General features: G+C 63.8%; 23 protein-coding genes. 11 read left to right on the forward strand and 12 right to left on the reverse strand.

Features of this window, described 5'->3' with window-relative positions:
* Nucleotides 1-67: 67 nt before the first annotated feature.
* Entirely contained in the window at nucleotides 68-1390 is a 1323-nt protein-coding gene (locus RB2654_RS11035) for a UDP-glucose dehydrogenase family protein (RefSeq protein WP_008331442.1), read from the forward strand.
* A 3-nt stretch (nucleotides 1391-1393) separates the two neighbouring features.
* Here the strand turns inward: RB2654_RS11035 and RB2654_RS11040 are convergent, their stop codons facing one another.
* A complete protein-coding gene (locus RB2654_RS11040) occupies nucleotides 1394-2407 on the reverse strand; it encodes an NAD-dependent epimerase/dehydratase family protein (protein WP_008331445.1) in 1014 nt (337 codons plus the stop codon).
* 111 nt (nucleotides 2408-2518) lie between these two features.
* Between RB2654_RS11040 and yidD the strand changes: the two genes are divergently transcribed.
* The 9 genes from yidD (at nucleotide 2519) to RB2654_RS11085 (ending at nucleotide 11638) form a co-directional block, all read left to right on the forward strand.
* Nucleotides 2519-2764, forward strand: coding sequence for a membrane protein insertion efficiency factor YidD (gene yidD / locus RB2654_RS11045; RefSeq protein ID WP_008331447.1), 246 nt, complete (start codon nucleotides 2519-2521; stop codon nucleotides 2762-2764).
* An 11-nt stretch (nucleotides 2765-2775) separates the two neighbouring features.
* Nucleotides 2776-3600, forward strand: coding sequence for a hypothetical protein (locus RB2654_RS11050; protein ID WP_008331448.1), 825 nt, complete (start codon nucleotides 2776-2778; stop codon nucleotides 3598-3600).
* Nucleotides 3601-3712: 112 nt separating this feature from the next.
* Nucleotides 3713-4534, forward strand: a complete 822-nt coding sequence (locus RB2654_RS22425) for a LytTR family DNA-binding domain-containing protein (protein WP_050771958.1) — start codon at nucleotides 3713-3715, stop codon at nucleotides 4532-4534.
* Between the two features lie 333 nt (nucleotides 4535-4867).
* Entirely contained in the window at nucleotides 4868-5731 is an 864-nt protein-coding gene (gene ttcA / locus RB2654_RS11060; RefSeq protein ID WP_008331451.1) for a tRNA 2-thiocytidine(32) synthetase TtcA, read from the forward strand.
* Between the two features lie 93 nt (nucleotides 5732-5824).
* Nucleotides 5825-7393 carry a putative bifunctional diguanylate cyclase/phosphodiesterase gene (locus RB2654_RS11065; protein ID WP_008331453.1) on the forward strand — a complete coding sequence of 523 codons (1569 nt, stop codon included), beginning with the start codon at nucleotides 5825-5827 and terminating at the stop codon, nucleotides 7391-7393.
* Between the two features lie 148 nt (nucleotides 7394-7541).
* Entirely contained in the window at nucleotides 7542-9383 is a 1842-nt protein-coding gene (yidC, locus tag RB2654_RS11070) for a membrane protein insertase YidC (RefSeq protein WP_008331458.1), read from the forward strand.
* Between the two features lie 4 nt (nucleotides 9384-9387).
* On the forward strand, nucleotides 9388-10044 hold the full coding sequence (yihA, locus tag RB2654_RS11075; protein ID WP_008331459.1) for a ribosome biogenesis GTP-binding protein YihA/YsxC: 657 nt from the start codon (nucleotides 9388-9390) through the stop codon (nucleotides 10042-10044).
* An 89-nt stretch (nucleotides 10045-10133) separates the two neighbouring features.
* Nucleotides 10134-10997: an acetylglutamate kinase gene (gene argB, locus RB2654_RS11080; RefSeq protein ID WP_040885637.1), complete on the forward strand. Its 864-nt coding sequence runs from the start codon at nucleotides 10134-10136 to the stop codon at nucleotides 10995-10997.
* 92 nt (nucleotides 10998-11089) lie between these two features.
* Entirely contained in the window at nucleotides 11090-11638 is a 549-nt protein-coding gene (locus RB2654_RS11085) for a SixA phosphatase family protein (RefSeq protein ID WP_008331463.1), read from the forward strand.
* A 79-nt stretch (nucleotides 11639-11717) separates the two neighbouring features.
* Here the strand turns inward: RB2654_RS11085 and RB2654_RS11090 are convergent, their stop codons facing one another.
* From RB2654_RS11090 to RB2654_RS11135, 10 genes are all read right to left on the reverse strand, one after another.
* The gene (locus RB2654_RS11090) at nucleotides 11718-12509 is read right to left on the reverse strand and encodes an amino acid ABC transporter ATP-binding protein (protein WP_040884742.1); all 792 of its coding nucleotides are present in this window, start codon (nucleotides 12507-12509) and stop codon (nucleotides 11718-11720) included.
* Between the two features lie 11 nt (nucleotides 12510-12520).
* Entirely contained in the window at nucleotides 12521-13822 is a 1302-nt protein-coding gene (locus RB2654_RS11095) for an amino acid ABC transporter permease (protein WP_008331467.1), read from the reverse strand.
* 1 nt (nucleotide 13823) lies between these two features.
* Nucleotides 13824-15128, reverse strand: a complete 1305-nt coding sequence (locus RB2654_RS11100) for an amino acid ABC transporter permease (RefSeq protein ID WP_040884744.1) — start codon at nucleotides 15126-15128, stop codon at nucleotides 13824-13826.
* 126 nt (nucleotides 15129-15254) lie between these two features.
* Nucleotides 15255-16271 (reverse strand): amino acid ABC transporter substrate-binding protein, encoded by a 1017-nt coding sequence (locus RB2654_RS11105; protein ID WP_008331471.1) that lies wholly within the window; start codon nucleotides 16269-16271, stop codon nucleotides 15255-15257.
* Between the two features lie 202 nt (nucleotides 16272-16473).
* Nucleotides 16474-17190 (reverse strand): ATP12 family chaperone protein, encoded by a 717-nt coding sequence (locus RB2654_RS11110; protein WP_008331473.1) that lies wholly within the window; start codon nucleotides 17188-17190, stop codon nucleotides 16474-16476.
* Nucleotides 17187-17861 carry an HAD-IA family hydrolase gene (locus RB2654_RS11115; RefSeq protein ID WP_008331475.1) on the reverse strand — a complete coding sequence of 225 codons (675 nt, stop codon included), beginning with the start codon at nucleotides 17859-17861 and terminating at the stop codon, nucleotides 17187-17189. The genes RB2654_RS11110 and RB2654_RS11115 overlap by 4 nt, the downstream gene beginning before the upstream one ends.
* Nucleotides 17849-18901 (reverse strand): RluA family pseudouridine synthase, encoded by a 1053-nt coding sequence (locus tag RB2654_RS11120; RefSeq protein WP_008331476.1) that lies wholly within the window; start codon nucleotides 18899-18901, stop codon nucleotides 17849-17851. The genes RB2654_RS11115 and RB2654_RS11120 overlap by 13 nt, the downstream gene beginning before the upstream one ends.
* Nucleotides 18898-19275, reverse strand: coding sequence for a fluoride efflux transporter CrcB (gene crcB / locus RB2654_RS11125; RefSeq protein ID WP_008331477.1), 378 nt, complete (start codon nucleotides 19273-19275; stop codon nucleotides 18898-18900). Before crcB ends, RB2654_RS11120 begins: the two co-directional genes overlap by 4 nt.
* Nucleotides 19276-19306: 31 nt before the next feature.
* Entirely contained in the window at nucleotides 19307-20617 is a 1311-nt protein-coding gene (locus RB2654_RS11130) for a replication-associated recombination protein A (RefSeq protein ID WP_008331478.1), read from the reverse strand.
* A gap of 115 nt (nucleotides 20618-20732) precedes the next feature.
* A complete protein-coding gene (locus tag RB2654_RS11135) occupies nucleotides 20733-21344 on the reverse strand; it encodes an autoinducer binding domain-containing protein (RefSeq protein ID WP_040884746.1) in 612 nt (203 codons plus the stop codon).
* Nucleotides 21345-21464: 120 nt separating this feature from the next.
* Here RB2654_RS11135 and RB2654_RS11140 point away from each other — a divergent pair, with 120 nt between their 5' ends.
* Nucleotides 21465-21650 carry a hypothetical protein gene (locus tag RB2654_RS11140; RefSeq protein WP_008331494.1) on the forward strand — a complete coding sequence of 62 codons (186 nt, stop codon included), beginning with the start codon at nucleotides 21465-21467 and terminating at the stop codon, nucleotides 21648-21650.
* Nucleotides 21651-21747: 97 nt separating this feature from the next.
* On the opposite strand, the gene rplQ is transcribed toward RB2654_RS11140, so the two are convergent.
* On the reverse strand, nucleotides 21748-22176 hold the full coding sequence (gene rplQ, locus RB2654_RS11145) for a 50S ribosomal protein L17 (RefSeq protein WP_008331495.1): 429 nt from the start codon (nucleotides 22174-22176) through the stop codon (nucleotides 21748-21750).
* Between the last annotated feature and the right edge of the window lie 10 nt (nucleotides 22177-22186).

Genomic DNA, 22186 nt, shown 5'->3' on the forward strand with positions numbered 1-22186 from the left:
AAGTGCGACCTGCGACCCCCTTTGGGTCACTCGATGACGAAACCAGTTTTCTTGTGAAGGACATTCCATGAAAATCGCCATGATCGGCACCGGATACGTCGGCCTCGTGTCCGGCGTGTGCTTCTCGGACTTCGGGCACGAAGTCATCTGCGTCGACAAGGACCCGCGCAAGATCGAGATGCTGGAGCGTGGCGAGGTTCCGATCTACGAACCGGGGCTGGATCGTCTGATGAACAAGAACGTCGAAGCCGGGCGGCTGTCCTTCACGCTCGACCTCGAACGCGCCATCGACGGGGCCGAAGCGGTGTTCATCGCGGTCGGCACACCCACGCGGCGCGGCGACGGTCACGCCGATCTCACCTATGTCATGGCCGCCGCCGAAGAGATCGCGAAGGCCGCCAAGGATTACATCGTCATCGTCACCAAATCGACCGTCCCGGTCGGCACGAACGCCAAGGTCCGCGACGTGGTCGCTGCGGCGAACCCCGACCTCGATTTCGATGTGGCGTCGAACCCCGAGTTTCTGCGCGAAGGCGCGGCGATCGACGATTTCATGAAGCCCGACCGTGTGGTCGTGGGGGTCGAAACCGACCGCGCCGCCAAGGTGATGGAGGAGATCTATCGCCCGCTCTACCTGCGCGACTTCCCCATCGTGACCACGGACCTCGAGTCGGCCGAAATGATCAAATACGCCGCCAATGCCTTTCTCGCGACCAAGATCACCTTCATCAACGAGATCGCGGCGCTGTGCGAAAAGGTGGGCGCGGACGTGAAAGCCGTGTCCAAGGGCATGGGTATGGACGGGCGCATCGGCAACAAGTTCCTGCACGCAGGCCCCGGCTACGGCGGCTCGTGCTTTCCGAAAGACACCAAGGCGCTGGCCCGGATCGGGCAGGAACATGCCGCGCCCATCTCCATCGTGGAAACCGTCATCAAGGTGAACGAGGACGTGAAGCGGCGGATGATCGACAAGCTGGTCGACCTCTGCGGCGGCTCGTTCAACGGCAAGACCGTCGCGGTGCTGGGCGTGACCTTCAAACCCAACACCGACGACATGCGCGACGCCCCGTCGCTGACAATCGTGCCATCGCTCGTCGGGGGAGGCGCGCGGGTGCGCGTGTGTGATCCGCAGGGCAAACGCGAGGGCGAGCATCTGCTGCCCAGCGTCGAATGGCAGGATGACCCCTATGCCGCGGCCAAGGACGCCGACCTCATCGTTATCCTGACCGAATGGAACGAATTCCGCGCCCTCGACCTCGACAAGATCGCGTCCGGCATGAAATCGGCGAAAATGGCGGACCTGCGCAATATCTACAGCGCCGACGCCGCTGCCGAAGCGGGGTTCGTGGCTTATGACAGCATCGGGCGCGTGGGTCTGATCCGCGCCTGAGCGTCAGACCTCGTAATAGTCGCGATACCAGTCGACGAAGGCGCGCACACCGTCGCGCACGTCGGTCTGCGGGCGATAGCCGGTAAGGCGCTCCAGCAAACCCGCATCCGCCCATGTCGCAGGCACGTCGCCGGGCTGGATGTCCATGTAGTTGCGCCGGGTCTTCATGCCCAGCGCGTCCTCGATGGCATCCACGAAATCCAAAAGCCGCACGCTCTGAGAATTCCCGATGTTCACCACGCGGTAGGGCGCGACGGGTGACAGGCTGTCGCCCTCCGGCACCTCGCCCCCCTCGGGGCGCGCGGGCACCGCGTCGAACATCAGAAGCCGGATCGCGCGCACGAGGTCTTCGACATAGGTGAAGTCGCGGAACATCTCGCCGTGGTTGTAGACGTCGATCGCCTCACCGCCGAGGGTCGCGCGCACGAACTTGAACAGCGCCATGTCGGGGCGGCCCCACGGGCCGTAGACGGTGAAGAACCGGAACATGGTGGTCGGCAGATCGTAGAGGTGCGCATAGGAATGCCCCATCGCCTCGGTCGCCTTCTTGGTCGCGGCATAGATCGTCATGGGCGTGTCGGCCTTGTCGGTTTCCTTGAACGGCATCTCGGTGTTCGCGCCGTAGACCGACGAGGTGGAGGCCATCATCAGGTGCCGCACCTCGTGACGCCGCGCGGCTTCCATGATGTTGAAGGTGCCGACGACGTTCGCATCGACATAGGCGCGCGGGTTCTCGAGGCTGTAACGCACCCCCGCCTGCCCCGCGAGATGGACGATGATCTCCGGCACGAAACCGTCGATGGCGGTATCGACAGCGGCCAAATCCTCCAGCATCGCTTCGGTCGCGGCGAACCGCTCGCTCTGCGACAGCATCGCGTGGCGGCGTTGCTTCAGCGTGACGTCGTAGTAGTCGGTCATGCCGTCGAAACCGTGGACGGTATGGCCCTCGTCCAGCAGCAGGCGGGCGAGGTGGTAACCGATGAACCCAGCCGTGCCGGTGATGAAAATTCGTGCCATGAACCGCCTCTTGCGCTGTCCTTCCGTCCTACCTGCATTCCTCCGAAGTGCAAGCGTCCCGCGGCGCTTTGACGACTCGCGGATGGCACCCGGCCACCCTATATCCCTCGTATGACGCCGCTCGCCCATATCGTCGCGCTTCCCGTGCGCTTCTACCGTCTCGTGTTCTCGCCATGGGTCGGCCATTCGTGCCGCTATCAGCCGACCTGCTCGGCCTATGCGCTCGAGGCGCTCGAAAAACACGGCGCGTTCAAGGGCGGCTGGTTGACCATCCGGCGCATCGGGCGCTGCCATCCGCTTGGCGGCATGGGATTTGACCCGGTGCCGGACCCCGGCGATAAGAGGAAAAAGCCGTAGCCGGAGGGCCGATGCCCCGCCAATTCCTCTTCCCCCTGACGACGGGCCGCTCGGGAACCGTATTCCTGACCGAGCTTCTGCGCCTGAACTGGACCGGGGCCGAGGTGCATCACGAACGGCTGGCGTATGAGACGCTGGGGGTCGACAGCCCGGACGCGTCGCACCTCACGAATTTTAACTCCATCGGCAATGTGGAGCATGTGCGCGCCTTCTGGCTTCAGAAACTTGCGCGGGTCATGGACAGCCCGGCAGACCGATATGCCGAGGTGTCGCATTTCCTGTTCAAGGCCGGACTGGTCGAAAACATCGCCCCGCTGACCGAGGTCGGGGAGGTGCATCTGGTCATCCTCACCCGCGATGCGTTCAAGATCCAATGGAGCTACGTGAACCGCTTCGAGTTCGCCAATTTCGGCTTCACATGGCTTTTCGCGCTCGATCCCCGTTATCCCAACACCATCGTCAAGGCCGAGCCGTTCATGCAACACGGGCCAGCGGGCACGTCGCTGTGGTATGTGCACGAGGTGTTCGCCCGCGCCGAGTATTACGCGCGGTTGACCGCCACGAACCCCCACATCCACATCCACCGCGCCGACCTGTCCGAGATCACCAGACCCGAAGGCGCGGCACGCCTGCTTTCCGAGCTCGGTCAGCCGATGACACCGGACGCGGTGCGGATGCCGCCACGCCAGAACGCGACCAAGGCCGTCATGTTCGACGAGAAGATGGAGAATTTCTGTCGCCGCCTCGCCAAGGGCACGCCGCTCAGGTCGGCCGAAATCGCCGAAGCCTACTGGAACACGGGCAAGCGGCTGGGCGACGGTATGCGGGCCGGGTGACAGGGGCCGCCCCGCCCCTCCCAATTAATAATGGACAGGATAACCTGACCTTCGTTACGAATGCGTCAGGCACCGGTCGGGAGCGATGGTGCCGCAGGGGGCACATCGCAGCATGACATCCAAAGCGGGAAACACCGCTACGCGCGGTCGGGATATCGAAACGATTCTTCAGGGCTATATTCTGTCGCCCTACTGCTTCGGAACCGCGCTGGTCCTCGCCCTGTTCATTACGATCTTCGCGCCCGGCGGGCTGTTCGCGCATCAGCCGTTGTGGCTGCGCGCCGGAATTCATCTGTTCGACACCGTCGTGTTTCTGGCCCACAGCTATTTCGTCCTCCCCCGCGTGTTTCGCGAGGCGTTCGACCGGGGCTGGCCGATCCTTCCGGTCCACATCGCGATCTACATTCCACTCGCCCTCGTCCTCGCGGTTGTCTTCGCGCTTGTCGAAGGTCACGGGCTGACGGGGGCCGAGATCGTCTGGCACGTCGCCATCGTCGTCGCCTGGGTCGTCCTTTCCGCCGTCATCGGCCTGTTCATCTTCTGGGTCTATTTCCTGCCGCATGCGGGGATCGAGGTGAAGCCGGAGCAGATCTGGTCCTATCGCCCGCCCACGTCCTGCCGGCTTCAGGATCACCTGTCGCCCGCCGTGAGGGGCCGGGTACTGAGGATGCTTGCCGAAAACCAATACGTGCGCGTTTTCACCGAGCGGGGCGAAGAACTGATCCGCCTGCCCTTGTCCGAGGCCGTCGGACTGGTCCCCGACGAGGCCGGGATCAGGGTGCATCGGTCGCACTGGATCGCGACCGACCGCATGGCAGGCGTGAAATTCGAAAGCGGCAACCCGAAGTTGTTGACGGTGGACGGATCACAACTCCCGGTAAGTCGCTCTCGTGTGGGCGACGTGCGCTCGGCGCTTTCGCATCGTGAAATGTGAAACCCGGCCGGTTCGCGAACCCCTGGGCGTCAACCGCTCCAAATCCAGCGTCATCCGCACCATCGCGCACACAGGCACCTGATTTATCAGTACAAATCACGCCGTGGCGCAGGTGGTTCGTATTTCGAACCGTTCATGCAGGCAGCACCGATTGAGCACGCGTCATAGACCGGCGACCCGCTTGGGCCGTCGGGTGTATTGAAGGCCGGGCCGTGCAGAGTATTTCGCGCGGAGGGGCACTTTTCCATCGGCGCGGCGGGCGGGCATATTCTCGCTCGCAACCGTCGCGCCACTTCCCTTGCCAGACGCCCCGCCCCACGGTAATCCGCGCTCATGCTCGACGAGTCCGATGACATCCACCCGCTGTTTCGCGGCGCCCCTTCGACCACGGAGTTCAAGAAGCTCCGCAAACGCATCCTGCGCAATGTGCGGGAGGCGGTGGAGCACTATGGCATGGTCGAGCGGGACGAGACCGGGCAGGCCAAGCCGGGTCAGAAATGGCTCGTCTGCCTGTCGGGCGGCAAAGACAGCTACACGATGCTGGCCGCGCTTTATGAGATGAAGTGGCGCGGGCTTCTCCCCGTCGAAATCCTCGCCTGCAATCTCGATCAGGGCCAGCCGGGGTTTCCGGCCACCGTGCTGCCGGAATTTCTGGAAGACCGTCAGGTGCCGCACCGGATCGAGTACGAAGACACCTATTCCATCGTGATGGGCAAGGTGCCCGAGGGCCGGACGTTCTGCGCGCTCTGTTCCCGTCTGCGCCGGGGCAACCTCTATCGCATCGCGCGTGAGGAAGGGTGCAACGCGGTCGTGCTTGGCCATCACCGCGACGACATCCTCGAAACCTTCTTCATGAACCTGTTTCACGGCGGACGCCTTGCGACCATGCCGCCGAAACTGGTCAACGAAGAAGGCGACCTGTTCGTGTTCCGCCCCCTTGCCCATGTGGCCGAGGCGGATTGCGAAAAATTTTCCCGCGATATGGGTTACCCGATCATCCCCTGCGATCTGTGCGGGTCGCAGGACGGATTGCAGCGCCAGCAGGTGAAACAGATTCTCGACGGCTGGGAAAAGAACTCGCCCGGTCGGCGGCAGGTCATGTTCCGTGCCCTTATGAATGCCCGCCCCTCACATCTGCTCGACCCGAAACTCTTCGATTTCGCGGGGCTGACGCGCGGCCAAACGGAAGACACCTGAAGGCCCAAGCTGTTAACCGCAGGTTGACTCGTTCCCCATATGGTCCAGCGGACCGAAGAGGCGGCTCATGCGCCTCGGATAGGGGAGCAGACGATGAGCATCACGACTTCGGCACAGCGCGACGCGCTTCGCAAGAAACTCCGCATGATCCTGCTCGGGCCGCAGATGCTCGCGTTTCTCCCCGCGATCATGCTCGGCGCGTTCTGGTTCGGGGGCGAAGGTCTGGCGCTCGTGATCGCGGTGACGCTTCCGGGCATCCTCGTTCTGACCGGGCATGTTCCGGCGCCTTGGCGGGTCCGGGCGCGGCGCGACATGCTGACGGGGCTGCCCGGTCGGCAGGACTTGATCGCGACCCTGTCACAGGGGTTTTCGAGCGGGTCGAACGATGCCGGCGATCCGCCCGTGTGCCTCGTCCTCGAGATCGACAATGCCAGCGCGCTCGAATCCCAGTTCGGCGAGGCGGGCGCAGGCACCGTCTTGCGCACCTGCGCCGAACGGCTGAAAGCGGTCTTGCGTGAAAGCGACGTGGTGACCGCGCTGAAACCCGGGTGTTTCGGCATCGCGATCGCGCGCACGCCGCGCACCGATCTTGAGGTCATGATCCAACTCTCCGGTCGCCTGCAAGACGCCGTCGGCCAGCCCATATCGCTCGACGGCACACGGGTGTTGCTGTCGTCCTGCCTCGGGTTCTCGATGCCCTCCCGCGTGCCCGATCAGGTCGGGGAAAGCCTGCTCGACGCCGCCGAAAGCGCGCTGGAAGAGGCGCAAAAAGCCGGGCCGGGGTCGATCCGTGCCTTCTCCAACGGGATGCGTCCGCGCGTATCGGTGCCCGACAACCTCACGCGCGAGGTTCTGCGCGCTCTGGAAGACGGCGAAATCCGCCCGTGGTTCCAGCCGCAGGTGTCGACCGACACCGGCCAGTTGACGGGGTTCGAGGCGCTCGCGCGCTGGGAACACCCCGAGAAAGGGCAGATCGCCCCCGCCGCGTTCCTGCCCGCCATCGCCGAGGCCGGGCTGTTCGAACGGCTGGGCGAGGTCATCCTCTATCACGCGCTCACGGCGCTCAAGGCGTGGGACAAGGCGGGGCTGAAAGTGCCCAATGTCGCGGTCAACGTCTCACCGGAAGAGCTGCGGAACCCGCGCATGTTCGAAAAGATCAGGTGGGAGCTTGACCGTTTCGACCTCGGCCCCGACCGCCTCGTGATCGAAGTGCTGGAAAACGTGGTCGCGCAATCGGAAGACGACACCACGACCCGCAACATCGCCGCCCTGTCTCGACTGGGCTGCGGCATCGACCTTGACGATTTCGGCACCGGCCATGCCTCGATCTCGAACATCCGGCGTTTCGACGTCACCCGCATCAAGATCGATCGCAGCTTCATCAGCCAGGTGGATACCGACCGCGACCAGCAGAACATGGTCTCGGCGATCCTCACCATGGCCGAACGGCTTGGGCTGGATACGCTGGGCGAAGGGGTCGAAACCCACGGCGAACACGCGATGCTCGCCCAGCTCGGGTGCGGTCATGTGCAGGGCTATTCCATCGCCCGCCCGATGCCGTTCGAAGACACCGCGACCTGGATCGACACACATCAGGCCAAGCTGTCGACGATGCCCACGATCGACCACGCCGAGAATCCGCGTGGCAAGAAAGCGAGTTGACGTTTAAGGGGTTACAAACGGCATGAAAACCGCGTCCGGATCGCGCGGCAAGACGCCTCGCACCGCCGTGAATTCCGGTAAAACCGCTTGACGTTTGGCCTTGCGGGGGTTTGAACCCCACCATCCGAAATTCACGTGGTGGGCCTTTATGGAAAACCAGAATCGAAACCTCCTGATCGCGACGGTCCTGAGCTTTGTGGTCATCACGGCATGGATGCTCCTGTTCCCACCAGCGGAACCGGAAGCCGTCCAGCCCGAGGAGGTTGCCGAAACCCTCGCCCCCGGTGCAACCGACGGGGCCGCCACACCCCCGAATGCGGCCGAGCAGACCGGCACTGACGCCGCGCCGGAGGCCACGCCCGACACGACGACCACGGCGCAGACGCTGGAAAACAGCCCGCGCATTCCGGTCGAGACGCCGAAACTGTCCGGTTCGATCTCGCTCATCGGCGGCCGTATCGACGACCTGCATCTGTCCGATTACCGCGTCTCGCTCGACAAGGGGTCCGATACCGTCACGCTGTTGCGGCCGTCGGGTTCGGACGAGGCCTATTACACGCTCTACGGCTGGGCTCCGGGCGGCAACCTCGGCAATGCCGACGTCCCCGGCGCGATGACCCAATGGGAACTCGAAGAGGGCGACACGCTCACCCCCGAAACGCCGATCACGCTGGCCTGGACGAACGACGCAGGCATGATCTTTCGCCGCACCATCTCGGTCGACGAGGATTACCTCTTCACCGTGCGCCAGTCGGTCGAGAACGGGTCCGACATCGCCCAACGCCTCGCCCCCTACGGCCTGATCGCGCGTCACGGCGAACCCTCGAACCTCAAGGGGTTCTTCATTCTGCATGAGGGCGTGATCCGACAGGACGACACCGAACTGTCGGAAATAGATTACAAGGACGCCCGCGAACTCGACCGCGACCCGCGTGAGGGCGCCCCCGCCGAAGCCACCGCGATCACCGAGAACGGTTGGGTCGGCTTCACCGATCACTACTGGGAAACCATCCTCGTGCCGGAAAGCGGCCAGCCCTATACGGCGGTCGTGAAATACGTCGAAGGCGCCGACATCTATCAGACCGAAGTGCGCCTGCCGACCATCGAGGTCGCGCCGGGTGCCACCGCCGAAGTCTCCACGCGGCTCTTCGCGGGCGCCAAGGAATGGGACACGATCCGCGACTACCAGAACGACGAGGGCATCTACCGCTTCCTCGACTCCATCGACTGGGGCATGTTCTTTTTCCTGACCAAACCGATCTTCGCCGTGCTGCACTGGCTGCACTCGTTCATCGGCAACATGGGTTGGTCGATCATCGCCCTGACCTTCGTCATCAAGATGGTGCTGTTCCCGCTCGCCTACCGCTCCTACGTGTCGATGGCGAAGATGAAAGAGCTTCAGCCGGAGATGGAGAAGCTGCGCGAACAGGCGGGTGATGACCGCATGAAAATGCAGCAGGGCATGATGGAGCTTTACAAGAAGAACAAGGTGAACCCGGCTTCGGGCTGCCTGCCGATCCTCTTGCAGATCCCGATCTGGTTCTCGCTCTACAAGGTGATTTTCGTCACGCTCGAACTTCGCCATGAACCCTGGTTCGGCTGGATTCGCGACCTGTCGGCCCCCGATCCGTCGTCGATCCTGAACCTGTTCGGGCTGCTGCCGAACGCGGCGCCCGATCCGACCAGCTGGTTCTATTTCTTCTCGCTCGGCGTCCTGCCGATCCTTCTCGGCATCTCGATGTGGCTTCAGCAGAAGCTGAACCCGGCGCCCGCCGACGCCACGCAGGCGACGATCATGAACTGGATGCCCTGGGTGTTCATGTTCATGCTGGGCCGGTTCGCGAGCGGGCTTGTGATCTACTGGATCGCGAACAACACGCTGACCTTCATCCAGCAGTACACGATCATGCGCTCGCACGGCGCCAAGCCGGACATCTTCGGCAACATCAAGTCGAGCTTCAAGAAGAAGCCGGCGACAGAAAAGAAGTAGGGGCGTGAGCGCGCCCCTGCCCTTCCCTCTGGCCGAAGAGCCCGACGATGCGTCCCGCGAAGCGGGGCGCAAACTTTTTGCGGCCCAGACCGATTTTCTGAAAGGCGTGGTCGCGATGAACGGCCTGCCGCCCGACGACCGGATCGAGGTCTGCTTCGCGGGCCGGTCCAACGTCGGGAAATCATCGCTCATCAATGCGCTGACCGGGCGCAAGGGCCTTGCACGGGCGTCCAACACGCCGGGCCGCACGCAGGAAATCAACTTCTTCACCACCACCGACGGCCCCTACCTCGTCGACCTGCCCGGCTACGGCTTCGCCAATGCGCCCGTGGCGGTCGTCGAGAAGTGGCAGAAACTGCTCAAGTCGTATCTGTCGGGCCGCGCCTCGCTGCGGCGGGCCTTCGTGCTGATCGACACGCGGCACGGGATCAAGGCCGTGGACGAAGAGATCATGACGCTTCTCGACAAGTCCGCCGTCACGTTCCAAGCCGTTCTGACCAAGGCCGACAAGGTGAAGGCCGCCGACCGCGACAAGATCCTGAAACAGGTGCGCGAGAAGCTGTCGAAACATCCGGCGGCTTACCCGGAACTGGTCATGACCTCGTCCGAAAAGGGCGACGGGATCGCCACGCTTCGGGCGATCATCGCGGGCCTCGATTGACGCGGGCCAAGGGCGATGAAAGGCCAACGGCCTTGAAGAGCGCACGCGGCGACCGTATCACCGACAAAGCCGCCCCCGAGGATCAGCCCATGAGAAAGCTCAGCATGAACCGCGACTGGATCGCCACCGCCAAGACCCTGAACGAAGCCCTGCCCTATCTCCAACGCTACGAGGGTGCGACGGTCGTCGTGAAATTCGGCGGGAACGCGATGGGCGATGACGAAGCGATGGAAAGCTTCGCCCGCGACATCGTTCTGATGCGCCATGTCGGCGTGAACCCCGTGGTCGTCCACGGCGGCGGGCCGATGATTAACGACATGCTCGCGAAACTGGGTGTCGAAAGCGAATGGGTGAACGGCAAGCGCGTCACCGATGCCGCGACGGTCGAAGTGGTCGAGATGGTTCTGTCCGGCCCGGTGAACGCCCGGATCGTGGCGGCGATCAATGCCGAGGGCGGCCGCGCCGTGGGCCTGTCCGGCAAGGATGCGAACCTCATGGTCTGCGAACCCACCGATCCCAAGCTCGGCTTCGTCGGCACACCTATCGAGGTCGATCCTTTCGTCCTGAAACGCCTGTCGGAATCCGAAACGATCCCGGTCATCGCCCCCATCGGTGTGGGGCGGGACGGTGAGACCTTCAACGTGAATGGCGACACGGCGGCGGGGGCCATCGCGGCGGCGCTCAAGGCCGACCGGCTGCTCCTGCTCACAGACGTCGCCGGCGTGAAGAACGCCGAGGGCCAGTTCGTGACCGAACTGTCCGCGATGCAGGTGCGCGAGATGACGAGCGAGGGAATCATTTCAGGTGGAATGATTCCCAAAACCGAGACGGCGCTTTCAGCCCTCGAGGGCGGGGTGCGCGCCGTCGTCATCCTTGACGGCCGGGTGCCAAACGCTTGCCTGCTTGAACTTTATACCGAACAGGGCCCCGGTTCGATCATCCGTCTGGGTTAGACGAAAGTCGTATGCTGCACTGCGGCTTGCTCGCCATGCGTGTGTTCGGGTAGAAAGGCCGGGCACCCTGAAAACGCGAGTATTTTCCCCGTATGACCCTGCGCCTCATTCTGACCCGTCACGCCAAGTCGAGCTGGGACGATCCCCTCATGACGGATCACGATCGGCCCCTGAACAAGCGTGGTCGCGCGTCGGCAGAGGCCATCGGTCGTTGGCTGATGGTCAAGGGGATTTGCCCGGACGAGGTGCTGGTTTCGTCGGCCGAACGCACGCGCGAAACCTGGGATCTGATCTCGAAGGCCGGATGCCCCCATGGCACCCCCGAGATCGCCCCGTCGCTCTATCTGGCCGAGCCGGATACGATGCTGAATGTTCTTAAGAGTGCGACTGGTAAGACGGTGATGATGATCGCCCATAACCCGGGATCTTCGTTCATGGCCCACGGCCTGCTCGAAACCCCGCCGGCGACGCATATCTTCGACCGTTTCCCGACCGGAGCTACTGCCGTCATCGACTTTGAAATCGACAGCTGGGAGGACCTCATCTGGCGGATGGGGAAGCTTGTCGATTTCGTTGTCCCGCGCGATCTGATCGCTGCGGAGGTGGCCATGGCGAACGAACCGCCTGCGCTTTCTGCCTAGACACGGTCCCTGACGGCAGGCGAAGGGCCCTCGCAATCGCGGGGGCCCTCGTCATTTCAGCGGTCCGAATGTGCGGGGATCAGTGCCCGATGATCTGGCTCAGGAACTGCTGGGTGCGTTCCGACTTCGGGTTGTTGAAGAACTCTTTCGGTTCGTTCTGCTCGACGATCTGACCGTCGGCCATGAAAATCACGCGGTTCGCGACGGCCTGTGCAAAGCCCATTTCGTGTGTCACGCAGAGCATCGTCATCCCCTCTTCGGCAAGCTCGATCATGGTATCGAGCACCTCCTTGATCATCTCGGGGTCGAGCGCCGAGGTCGGCTCGTCGAACAGCATGATCCGCGGCATCATGCACAGCGACCGGGCGATGGCCACACGCTGCTGCTGTCCGCCCGACAACTGGCCGGGATACTTGTTCGCCTGATCCGGGATCTTCACCTTCTCAAGAAAATGCATGGCCCGGTCGACCGCTTCCTTGCGCGGCACCTTGCGCACCCAGATGGGCGCGAGCGTGCAGTTTTCGAGGATCGTGAGATGCGGGAACAGGTTGAAGTGCTGAAACACCATCCCGACCTCGGAGCGCACCTTGTCGACGTTCTTCAGGTCCGAATTCAGCTCGTTACCGTCGACGACGATGGACCCCTGCTGGTGCTCCTCCAGCCGATTGATGCAGCGAATGAGCGTCGATTTCCCCGACCCGGACGGGCCGCAGATCACGATCCTCTCGCCGCGATAGACGGTCAGGTCGATGTCACGTAGCACATGAAACGTCCCGTACCACTTGTTCATATCGGTGATCTGGATCGCCACCTCGTCGGAGACTTCCATCTTCGAGGTGTCGATATGGGTATCGAGTTCCAGGGTGGACATGGGTGGTCTCCTTAACGGTGGTCGGTGCGAAGCTTCTTTTCGAGCCACATGGAGTAGCGCGACATGGAGAAGCAGGAGATGAAGAAGAGAAGCGCGATGAAGCCGTAAAGCTCCCACACGATGCCGTTCCAATTGGCGTCGGCGCGGATCGAGCCGGTCAGGCCGATGGGATCGAGCAGGCCGATGATCGACACGAGCGTCGTATCCTTGAACAGGCCGATGAAGGTCGAGACGATGCCGGGGATCGAGATTTTCAGCGCCTGCGGCAGGATGATAAGCCGCTGCGCCTTCCAGTAATCCAGGCCCAGCGCATCCGCCGCCTCATACTGCCCGCGTGGCAGGGCGGCGAGACCGCCCCGGATCACCTCGGCGATATAGGCCGAGGCGAAGAGCGTCGCCATGATCATTACGCGCAGGATGATGTCGAAGTTCGTGCCCGGCGGCATGAAGATGTTCAGAAGCGTCGAGGCCACGAACAGAAGCGTGATGAGAGGCACGCCCCGGATGAACTCGATGAACCCGACCGACAGGTATTTGACGATCAGCAGGTCTGACTGACGCCCCAGCGCGAGGATCACGCCGAGGACGAGCGAAATGGCGATGGCCACGACCCCGATCCAGACCGACAGCATGAAGCCCCCGAACAGGCGGCTTTCGACGACTTCGATGCCCAGCGGAACGACCCCGTCGATCGCCTGCGACAGCGGACCGACGAGGAACAGCCAGAACAGCACCGGAATGAGCACGGCGACGATCACGGAAGCGAGGTTGCCGATGACCGACACCAGATAGCGATAGGCGACGAAGCCCAGCGCGGGACCGGCTGCGACAAGAAGCGGGGTCCAGATCGGCCCGCCCCACATCAGCCAGGGCGCGAGGAACAGGAAGGCCCCCGTGAACCACAGCATCTTGCCGGGGAAGGTTTCGTTGAACAGAACCGGGGCCAGCGCTACGAACAGGCCGATGAATGTCAGGATCGGGCGCCAGCGAAGCTCTTCCGGGTAGAAGCCGAACAGAAGCTGCTGCCAGCGTTCGGTGATGACGCCATAGCAGGCGCCCCCGTGCTCTTTCCCCAGTTCCGCGATGATTTCGCGGCAGGCGGACAGCGATCCCGCCCCCCATGTGGGCGACCAGAGCCACGGGATGATCGCAGCCAGCACGAGGTAGATGAACGCCAGCGCGATCACGGTCAGGATCGAATTGAACCAGCCCGAGAACAGGTTCATCCGCAGCCAGCCGATCACCCCCACCTCGCTTGCGGGCGGGTCTCGTTCGGGAAGCATATCGGTGCGGACGTAGGACAGGTCTTCCATCTCAGCGCTCCTTCAGCTTCACGCGGTTGTTGTAGACGTTCATCGCCCCGGAAATGGCGAGCGATATGGCGAGGTAGATCAGCATCGTCATCATCACGGCTTCCAGCTCGCGGCCCGTCTGGTTGAGCGTGATGCCCATCAACGTCCCGGTCAGGTCCATGTAGCCCACGGCAATCGCCAGCGACGAGTTCTTGGTGAGGTTCAGGTATTGCGAGATCAGCGGCGGGATGATGACCCGCATCGCCTGCGGCAGGATCACCAGCGACATGATCCGACGGGGCCGGATGCCCAGCGCCGCGGCCGCCTCGGTCTGCCCCTTGGAAATGGCGAGGATACCGCCGCGCACGATCTCAGCGATGAAGGCCGCCGTATAGAGCGAGAGCGCCAGCCACAGCGCGATGAACGAGTTTCTCAGATGCGTCCCACCATCGAAGTTGAAGCCGCGCAGCGCGGGCTTGCCCAGATAGAACCCCATGAGCCAGAGCACGATGACGGACGGCACGACGATGACGGCGGCGCGCAGCCAGAACGTCTTTGGCCGCACCCCCGTGGAATTCTGTATTCGGTCGGCCCGTTGCCCGATCAGGCGGGACACGAGGATGCCCGCGATCAGGGTCGACAGGAAGACGACGAGTTCGAGGCTCACGTCGAACCGGAACCACGCCTCGCCGAACAGGTGGATGTCGCCCAGACCCTGCCGCCATGTCAGCGGATGGCCCTCTTCGTCCATCCGCCCGAACAGCGGCTCGGGCACATAGACGCCCCGGTTGGTCAGCGCGACGCTGTCGCCCAGCAACATGCTGGCCGAAGGCTCGTCCCCCCGGAAAGCGGACGGCGCGGGAAGCGTTTCGATCAGGATCGCCATCGAAAAGACGATCCAGAGCAGAACCGGCACGTTGCGGAACATCTCGACATAGACGGTCATGATGCGGGCGACGAGCCAGTTGTTCGACAGGCGCAGAACACCAACGATGACGCCCACGATGGTCGCCATGATGCAGCCGAGCACCGCGACCAGCAGCGTGTTCAAAAGCCCCATGAGGCTGGCGCGCGCATGGCTGTCGCGCGAATCGTAGTCGAGCAGGCGCTGGTTGATGTCGTAACCCGCGGGCTCGGTCAGAAACCCGAAGCCGACCGACTTGCCGAGATCCGCAAGGTTCTGGACCGTGTTCGACACGAGCCAGCCGATGAGCAGCAGGAAGCCGATCAGGGCGACGATCTGGATCGTCGCGGACCGGTACCGGCTGTCGTAAATGAGCATGGATGGGCGGAAGGTCCCGCCTTCAGGATCGGTAGCCGTCGTCATTCATGTTCCCCGTCGTCCCCGGATCGTTCCCTGGGCGGGTTCTCCCGCCTCCTGCGTCCGGATGAACTGATTGATGCCCCTGAAAAGGAAGCGGGCGCGAGGTTTCCCCCGCGCCCGCCCTGTCACTTACCGGAACGGCGGTGCGTACTGAAGGCCGCCGTCTTTCCACTGCGCGTTCAGGCCGCGCGCAAGGCCGATCGGCGTCGACTCACCGATGTTCTTTTCGAAGATCTCACCGTAGTTGCCGCCGGCTGCGATGGCTTTCATCGCCCAGTCGGCTTCAAGGCCGAGCATTTCGCCCATGGTGCCTTCGGTGCCGAGGATACGGTTGATCTCGGGGTTGTCGGTGCCGCTGGCCAGCTCTTCGATGTTGGTCGAGGTGATGCCGAACTCTTCGGCCGCGACCAGCGCGTTCAGGGTCCAGCGCACGATGTCGGCCCATTCGTCGTCGCCATGGCGCACGAGCGGACCGAGCGGCTCTTTCGAAATGATTTCCGGCAGGATCGCGTGATCGGCCGGGTTCTCGAACGACGCGCGGGTGGCGGCGAGGCCGGAGGCATCCGTCGTGTAGGTGTCGCAGGCACCGGCAAGGTACTGCTGCTGCGCCTCCGCGTTGGTTTCGATCGGAACCGGCTCGTAGCTGATGTTGTTCGTGCGGAAGAAGTCGGCGAGGTTCAGTTCGGTCGTGGTGCCGGTCTGGATGCAGACGGTCGCGCCGTCCAGTTCCTTGGCCGAGGACACGCCCAGCGCCTTGGGCACGATGAAGCCCTGACCGTCGTAGTAGTTCACGCCGGTGAAGGTGAACTTGAGGTCCACGTCACGGGTGAGGGTCCAAGTGGTGTTGCGCACGAGGATGTCGACTTCGCCCGAAGCCAGCGCGGTGAAGCGGGTTTTCGGCGTGGTCGGCACGAATTCGACGGCTTCCGGGTCGCCCAGAACGGCGGCGGCGACGGCACGGCAGACGGCGACGTCGAAGCCTTCCCAATGGCCGTTCGCGTCGGGCGCGGCGAAGCCGGTCAGACCGGAGTTCGAACCGCACTTGAGCGATCCACGGGCTTGCACGTCGTCAAGCGTCGCGGCGCTCGCCGAACCGGCGACAAAGCCAGCTACAGTCAGCGCCCCGAGAAATACGGATTTTTTCATGTTTACCTCTTCCTGATGTTCGCCCGTTCCGGGCGTTATGATCCGGTTCGTTGACCGGTGACGATACGAGGAATGGGGCAGGCCCCCTCCATGCCAAGAGTTTGGGCAATTATTCGCATGGGCGTCAAGGGCAAGGGGAATCCGGGCCCGCGCCTAACCCTAGGGAAAGTCTGTATTTTCGGTAGCGCCCGGAAATTCTTGGTCACGAATTTTGATCGGCCAGTCGAAAAAACAGCGCCGCATCCAGAAATGCCTGCCTTTTCAGCGCCGCATGTTCCGTCGCTTCTTCGTCTTCGCCCCAAAGCTCGGCCTGCCAGTTTTCGTCGATCCGCGAGATTGCCCAGCCCGTCTCGGGGTCGATCCGCCCATGCATCACGGCCAGCGCGATTATGAGCGAACCGGACAGGGAAACGAGGTCGTGGAACGCCGCCAGACGGAAGGGGTCGAGGTCATGGACCAGCGCCCCGAGACGCGTCAGCGCGCCGGGATCCTGCGGCGCGTGCATGATACCGATGCGCGGTTCAAGACGCGCGCCGAACGTCTTGTCGGCCCAGTCGAGCAGCGGATCCCAAGCCTCGGCCTGCCGCGCGACCAGCTCGGCCGGTGTATCCGCGCGGTAGCATGTCAGGTCGCTGTCGCCATAGGCCGCCAGCAGGTCGGCCACTTCGGCGTGCTGAAGGCGCACCTTGTCGATGGCCGAATTCGCCGTGCGGGTCATCGGCATGGTGGACGGGTCGATCTTGTCCGTCTGCGCGTCCCATTCCACGGCAATGGCCTCGGCCAGCGCGCGGGACGGCACCACGAAGGCGGCCTTGGCCGGTGTGCGCACGGTGCGGGTGTCGAGATAGACGGTATAGCCCCCGTCGCAGGCGTCGGCCCGCGTCCCTTTCCAGAACCGTTTCGGTGCCCAATCGCTCATCTTTCGCTCCACAGTCGGTCAATGGCCGGTATCAGGTCAGCGAAGCGTTCCACAACCGCATCCGCCCCGGCCCGTTGCAGATCGTTCGGCGCGTGATAGCCCCATCCGACCCCGATGGTGAAGACCCCGGCGGCGCGACCGGCCTGAATGTCATAGACCGTATCCCCGACGAAAACGGCGTCTTCGGGCGCGACCCCGGTTTCGGACAAGGCCGCGTTCACCATGGCCGGGTCCGGCTTCGATGGCTGGTCATCGGCGGTCTGCGTCGTCGCGAACAGCCCGTCCAACCCATAGGTTTCGATGATGCGACGCATCCCGCGCCGCGACATGCCCGTAGCGGTGCCGAGCAGCACCTCGTCCCGCGCGTGCAGCGTTTCCATCGCGGCGAGCGCCCCCGCGAAGAACGGCGGTGTCCCGTCGTTCTGCCGCGCGGTCATGTAGGCGTTCTTGTAGGCCTGCACCATCCGCGCTTGGTCATAGTCGTCGAAGTCACCGAAGAGGCGTTTCACCGCTTCGACCAGCGACAGGCCCACCACGTTCAGCGTATCGGCCCGCGTGGGCGTCGGCAGATCGGCCTCGTCCGCCGCAGCCTCCATCGCCGCCACGATCGCATGTTGGCTGTCGATCAGGGTGCCGTCGACATCGAAGAGAACGAGCTTCAGGGGGCCCATTCTTCCTCCTCGAACGGATCGTCGGGCGCGTCGTCGACGCGAAAGCCAAGCTGCTCCCACGTCCGCGCCATATGCTCCGGCAGCGCCGCCTCGATGAAGATCGGCTTCTTCGTCACGGGGTGCTCGATTTCGATGGACCGCGCATGGAGGTGCAGTTTCTTGGAAATCTCGCCGCCCAGCATCGCGCCCCAGCCGTCGCCGAGGTTCTCCTGCCCGGAGCCGCCGTATTTGCCGTCACCCACGATCGGATGGCCCATCTCGGCCATATGCGCACGCAACTGGTGGGTGCGCCCGGTGATCGGCGTCAGCCCGACCCAGGCCGCGCGTTGGGCGAGGTTTTCGATCACCACGTAATCCGTCTCGGCCCGCTTGGCACCTTCGACCTTGGCGACCTCGGACGGGTGGATGCAGAGCATCTTTTCCCCTTCACCCTGACCGCCGTGACCCGGCGCCTTGACCAGCCCCCATTTCACCGTGCCCTTGCGCGGCAGCGGCACGCCCGCGACCACGGCCCAGTAGATCTTGCGCGTGTTGCGGTGCCGGAACGCATCCGTCAGATCCTTGGCGACCTGCCGGGTGCGCGCGAGAAGCAGGACACCCGAAGTGTCCTTGTCCAGCCGATGCACCAGCCGGGGTTTGTCGTCATAGCCGAAGGTCAGCACCTCGGCCAACCCGTCGACATGCCGGGTCTGTTTCGACCCGCCCTGCGTCGGCAGGCCCGGCGGCTTGTTCAGCGCGATGATGTGGTCGTCGCGATAGATCACGCAGTCGCGGATCATCTGCGCGTCCTTGTCCGTCACGCTCGGGCGCGGCGCTGCGGGCCGTTCACCGGGGTCGGGGAGCGGCGGAATGCGAACCTCCTGCCCGACCTCGACGCGGGTCGAGGCCTTGACCCGGCCACCATCCACGCGGATTTCGCCCTTTCGGCACATCTTTTCGACCCGGCCCTGCGGCACATGCGGAAACTGGCGCTTGAACCAGCGATCCAGCCGCTGATCCCCATCGCCCTCGGCGACCGTAATGGTCTGAACCCGGCTCATGCGAACACCCCCCGCGCCGCGTAGACGCCCAGAACAAGTGCGGCGAGCGACAGGCCCACCGACAGCGCCACATATCCCGCCGCCGATGCCACCTGCCCGCGCTCGAACAGCGCCAGTGTGTCCAGCGAGAAGGCCGAGAAGGTGGTGAAACCGCCCAAAACGCCCGTCATCAGGAACGGGGCCCAGACATTGCCGCCCTTCTTGGCGAGAACGACAAACAAGACGCCCATAAGGAAACTCCCCAACACGTTCACGATCAGAGTTCCGGCAGGATAGCCGTGCCCGATCACCCGCGTCGCGGTGACGTTCACGAGGTATCGGCCCGAGGCCCCGATGGCCCCGCCCAAAGCGACGGTGAGTAGCGTGTTCAACATGCTCACCCTCTCCCGCGCCGGTGCGCCAGAGTCAACCTTGCCGCTTGGCCCGAAGCCCCGCGAAAAAGTCGACACGTTTCTTCAACTCACGTTCGAAGCCGCGTTCGACCGGCTGGTAGTAGACCGGGCGCTTCACGTCGTCGGGGAAATAGTTCTGACCGGAAAAGCCGTCTTCGGCATCGTGCTCATACTGGTAACCCGACCCATAGCCTTCGTCCTTCATCAGACGCGTCGGCGCGTTCAGGATGTGTTTCGGCGGCGGCGCCGATCCGGTCTGCTTGGCCTGCGCGCGCGCCGCCTTGTAGGCGACATAGCCCGCGTTCGATTTCGGCGCGAGGGCGAGGTAGACGACCGCCTGCGCCAGCGCCAACTCGCCCTCGGGCGACCCGAGCCGCTCATACGTTTCCCACGCGTCGATGCAGATGCCGTTGGCCTGCGGATCGGCCAGCCCAATGTCCTCGACCGCCATGCGCGTCAGACGGCGGGCAAGGAAGCGCGGATCCTCGCCCCCTTCCAGCATTCGGGTGAACCAGTAGAGCGCGGCATCGGGGTCGGACCCGCGCACCGATTTGTGCAGCGCCGAGATCAGGTTGTAGTGCCCGTCCCCCGACTTGTCGTATTGCGCCGCGCGGCGCATCAGCCGCGTGGCGAGCGCATCGCGGTCGAGCTTGCCATCGACCCGCCACGCCATCACCTGCTCGATCAGATTGAGCAGCGCGCGCCCGTCGCCGTCGGCCATCTCGATCAGCGCCTCGCGCCCCTCACCGGTCAAGGGCAGGGCGCGGTCCAGTTCGCGTTCGGCACGCTGCGCCATGCGTTCGAGGTCGGCAGGCTCCAACCGCTTCAGCGTAATGACCTGTGCGCGGCTCAGAACAGCGGCGTTCAACTCGAACGACGGGTTCTCGGTCGTGGCCCCCACCAGCAGGATCGTCCCGTCTTCCATATGCGGCAGAAAACCGTCCTGCTGCGCCTTGTTGAAGCGGTGGATCTCGTCGACGAACAGAAGCGTGCCCTTGCCGTTCTGCCGCCGCATCTTGGCCGCCTCGAACACCTTGCGCAGGTCCGTGACGCCCGTGAAGATCGCGCTGATCTGAATGAAATGAAGGTCGGTGACATCCGCCAGCAGCCGCGCGATGGTCGTCTTGCCGACCCCAGGTGGCCCCCAGAGGATCAGCGAGCCAAGCGATCCCGACGCCAGCATCACGCCCAAGGGGCCTTCGGGGCCCAGCACCGCCTCTTGTCCGATCACCTGATCCAGCGCGGCGGGGCGCAACCGGTCGGCCAAGGGCCTCGGCCCGCCGCCCTTCGCTTCGCCGCCAACACTATCGAACAAATCCGCCATGCCCCCAATCTAGGCCCGGAGCGCACCGGCTTCCAGCGCCCCCGTCACTGTTGTTCAAATACTTTCGGGCGAGGTCTGGACGGGTCCGAGGGCTGGCACCCGGCGTCGCAACCCGTCAGAGCAGGTTGTATTCGTGGGCGCGTTGCACCGCTTCCGCCGTCGTGCGCACGAACAGCGCCTCGCGTGCTGCGCGTAGCCGCGCTTTGAACGCACTTTCGGAAATGCCCAGCACCGCCGAAGCCTCGGCATGGCGGTTGCCCTTGGCGACCAGCCGAAGAGCCATACGTTGCGCCGGGGTCAGCCGGTCCGGCGGTGTCGCACGTTCGTGCAGGGTTTCGACGACCGACCGGATACGGGCGATTTCGGTATCCGTGAACTCCCGGTCATCACGGGCGAACCCGCCGATGGTGCGCGACGAGGTCAGTCCGGTCGAAACCGCCACGCCGAACGTCAGGCCAAAGCGGCGCGCCTGCCCCATGATGTTCAGCGGGTCGGGAAGGTCGATGTCGCTCCACCGGATCGCGCCATCATTGCCGAAGCCCCAGAACACCATCGGGTCGGCGAGCATGTAGCCCTTCTCGGTATAGATTTCCGTCCAGCGCGGATCGTAGGTCTGGATCATCAGATGCGCGGCTGCGAACCGGATGTGCAGGCCGAGCGCGTAGCCCCGTGGCGCGAGATCGGAAAGTTGCGAGAGCCCGTGGTCCAATCCCAATACATCAGACATCACCCAGCCCCCTGTCTCAAATACGCATCAACTCTTTAGAGCGATTACAGCTTTCTTTGACAACCTTAAATTGTGCGGTCAGAATTGGGCAAGAGGATTCACCGCAAGGCACCGGGTTTCATGGATGACGACGATCTCGTAGCGTGGCTGAACGCGCTGGACGACGAACAACGCGAGTTGCTGGCGCGCCATCTGGATATGTGGCCGGACGAACCCGTGGATGGAAGCACGCGGGCCGACCTGTTCGAAGCCGCGCTGGAGCTTTTGAAAACGCAACGCACCGGCAAGCCCAGCCGCATGAACTGAGCGCGGCCTGTTCAAGGGACTATTTGACGCAAAGAAAAACCCCGCCGCGGATGTCCGGGCGGGGTTTTCGTTCGGGTCGGTCTGACCGATCCGAAGCTTATTCTTCGGCGAACGCCGCTTCTTCTTCCTCGGCAACGCGGGCCTTGTCGGCTGCGCCCTTGGCGTCGACGTCGCGGTCGACGAATTCGATGATCGCCATCGGCGCCATGTCACCGGTGCGGAAGCCGGCTTTCAGAACGCGGACGTAGCCACCCTTGCGTTCGGCGTAGCGCGGGCCGAGCACGTCGAACAGTTTCGCCACATAGGCGTCCTGCTTGAGCTGGCTCGCGGCCTGACGGCGGGCGTGAAGGTCGCCGCGCTTGCCCAGCGTGATGAGCTTTTCGATGATCGGGCGCAGTTCTTTGGCTTTCGGCAGGGTCGTCTTGATCTGCTCGTGCTCGATCAGCGAGCCGGCCATGTTGGCGAACATCGCCTTGCGGTGTTCGTGGGTGCGGTTCAGGCGGCGATAGCCCCGTGCGTGACGCATTTGAAGTCTC

It is taken from the genome of Maritimibacter alkaliphilus HTCC2654 (assembly GCF_000152805.1).
Taxonomy (GTDB): Bacteria; Pseudomonadota; Alphaproteobacteria; order Rhodobacterales; family Rhodobacteraceae; genus Maritimibacter; species Maritimibacter alkaliphilus.

Coding starts and splice junctions, on each gene's coding strand:
- RB2654_RS11105 (WP_008331471.1), bottom strand. CDS start 16,271: ATGAAAAAATCCGTATTTCTCGGGGCGCTGACTGTAGCTGGCTTTGTC.
- rplQ (WP_008331495.1), bottom strand. CDS start 22,176: ATGCGTCACGCACGGGGCTATCGCCGCCTGAACCGCACCCACGAACAC.
- crcB (WP_008331477.1), bottom strand. CDS start 19,275: ATGTTGAACACGCTACTCACCGTCGCTTTGGGCGGGGCCATCGGGGCC.
- ttcA (WP_008331451.1), top strand. CDS start 4,868: ATGCTCGACGAGTCCGATGACATCCACCCGCTGTTTCGCGGCGCCCCT.
- RB2654_RS11100 (WP_040884744.1), bottom strand. CDS start 15,128: ATGACGACGGCTACCGATCCTGAAGGCGGGACCTTCCGCCCATCCATG.
- yidD (WP_008331447.1), top strand. CDS start 2,519: ATGACGCCGCTCGCCCATATCGTCGCGCTTCCCGTGCGCTTCTACCGT.
- RB2654_RS22425 (WP_050771958.1), top strand. CDS start 3,713: ATGACATCCAAAGCGGGAAACACCGCTACGCGCGGTCGGGATATCGAA.
- RB2654_RS11110 (WP_008331473.1), bottom strand. CDS start 17,190: ATGAGCGATTGGGCACCGAAACGGTTCTGGAAAGGGACGCGGGCCGAC.
- RB2654_RS11090 (WP_040884742.1), bottom strand. CDS start 12,509: ATGTCCACCCTGGAACTCGATACCCATATCGACACCTCGAAGATGGAA.
- RB2654_RS11115 (WP_008331475.1), bottom strand. CDS start 17,861: ATGGGCCCCCTGAAGCTCGTTCTCTTCGATGTCGACGGCACCCTGATC.
- RB2654_RS11130 (WP_008331478.1), bottom strand. CDS start 20,617: ATGGCGGATTTGTTCGATAGTGTTGGCGGCGAAGCGAAGGGCGGCGGG.
- RB2654_RS11140 (WP_008331494.1), top strand. CDS start 21,465: ATGGATGACGACGATCTCGTAGCGTGGCTGAACGCGCTGGACGACGAA.
- RB2654_RS11095 (WP_008331467.1), bottom strand. CDS start 13,822: ATGGAAGACCTGTCCTACGTCCGCACCGATATGCTTCCCGAACGAGAC.
- argB (WP_040885637.1), top strand. CDS start 10,134: ATGAGAAAGCTCAGCATGAACCGCGACTGGATCGCCACCGCCAAGACC.
- RB2654_RS11065 (WP_008331453.1), top strand. CDS start 5,825: ATGAGCATCACGACTTCGGCACAGCGCGACGCGCTTCGCAAGAAACTC.
- RB2654_RS11085 (WP_008331463.1), top strand. CDS start 11,090: ATGACCCTGCGCCTCATTCTGACCCGTCACGCCAAGTCGAGCTGGGAC.
- RB2654_RS11120 (WP_008331476.1), bottom strand. CDS start 18,901: ATGAGCCGGGTTCAGACCATTACGGTCGCCGAGGGCGATGGGGATCAG.
- RB2654_RS11135 (WP_040884746.1), bottom strand. CDS start 21,344: ATGTCTGATGTATTGGGATTGGACCACGGGCTCTCGCAACTTTCCGAT.
- yidC (WP_008331458.1), top strand. CDS start 7,542: ATGGAAAACCAGAATCGAAACCTCCTGATCGCGACGGTCCTGAGCTTT.
- RB2654_RS11050 (WP_008331448.1), top strand. CDS start 2,776: ATGCCCCGCCAATTCCTCTTCCCCCTGACGACGGGCCGCTCGGGAACC.
- RB2654_RS11035 (WP_008331442.1), top strand. CDS start 68: ATGAAAATCGCCATGATCGGCACCGGATACGTCGGCCTCGTGTCCGGC.
- RB2654_RS11040 (WP_008331445.1), bottom strand. CDS start 2,407: ATGGCACGAATTTTCATCACCGGCACGGCTGGGTTCATCGGTTACCAC.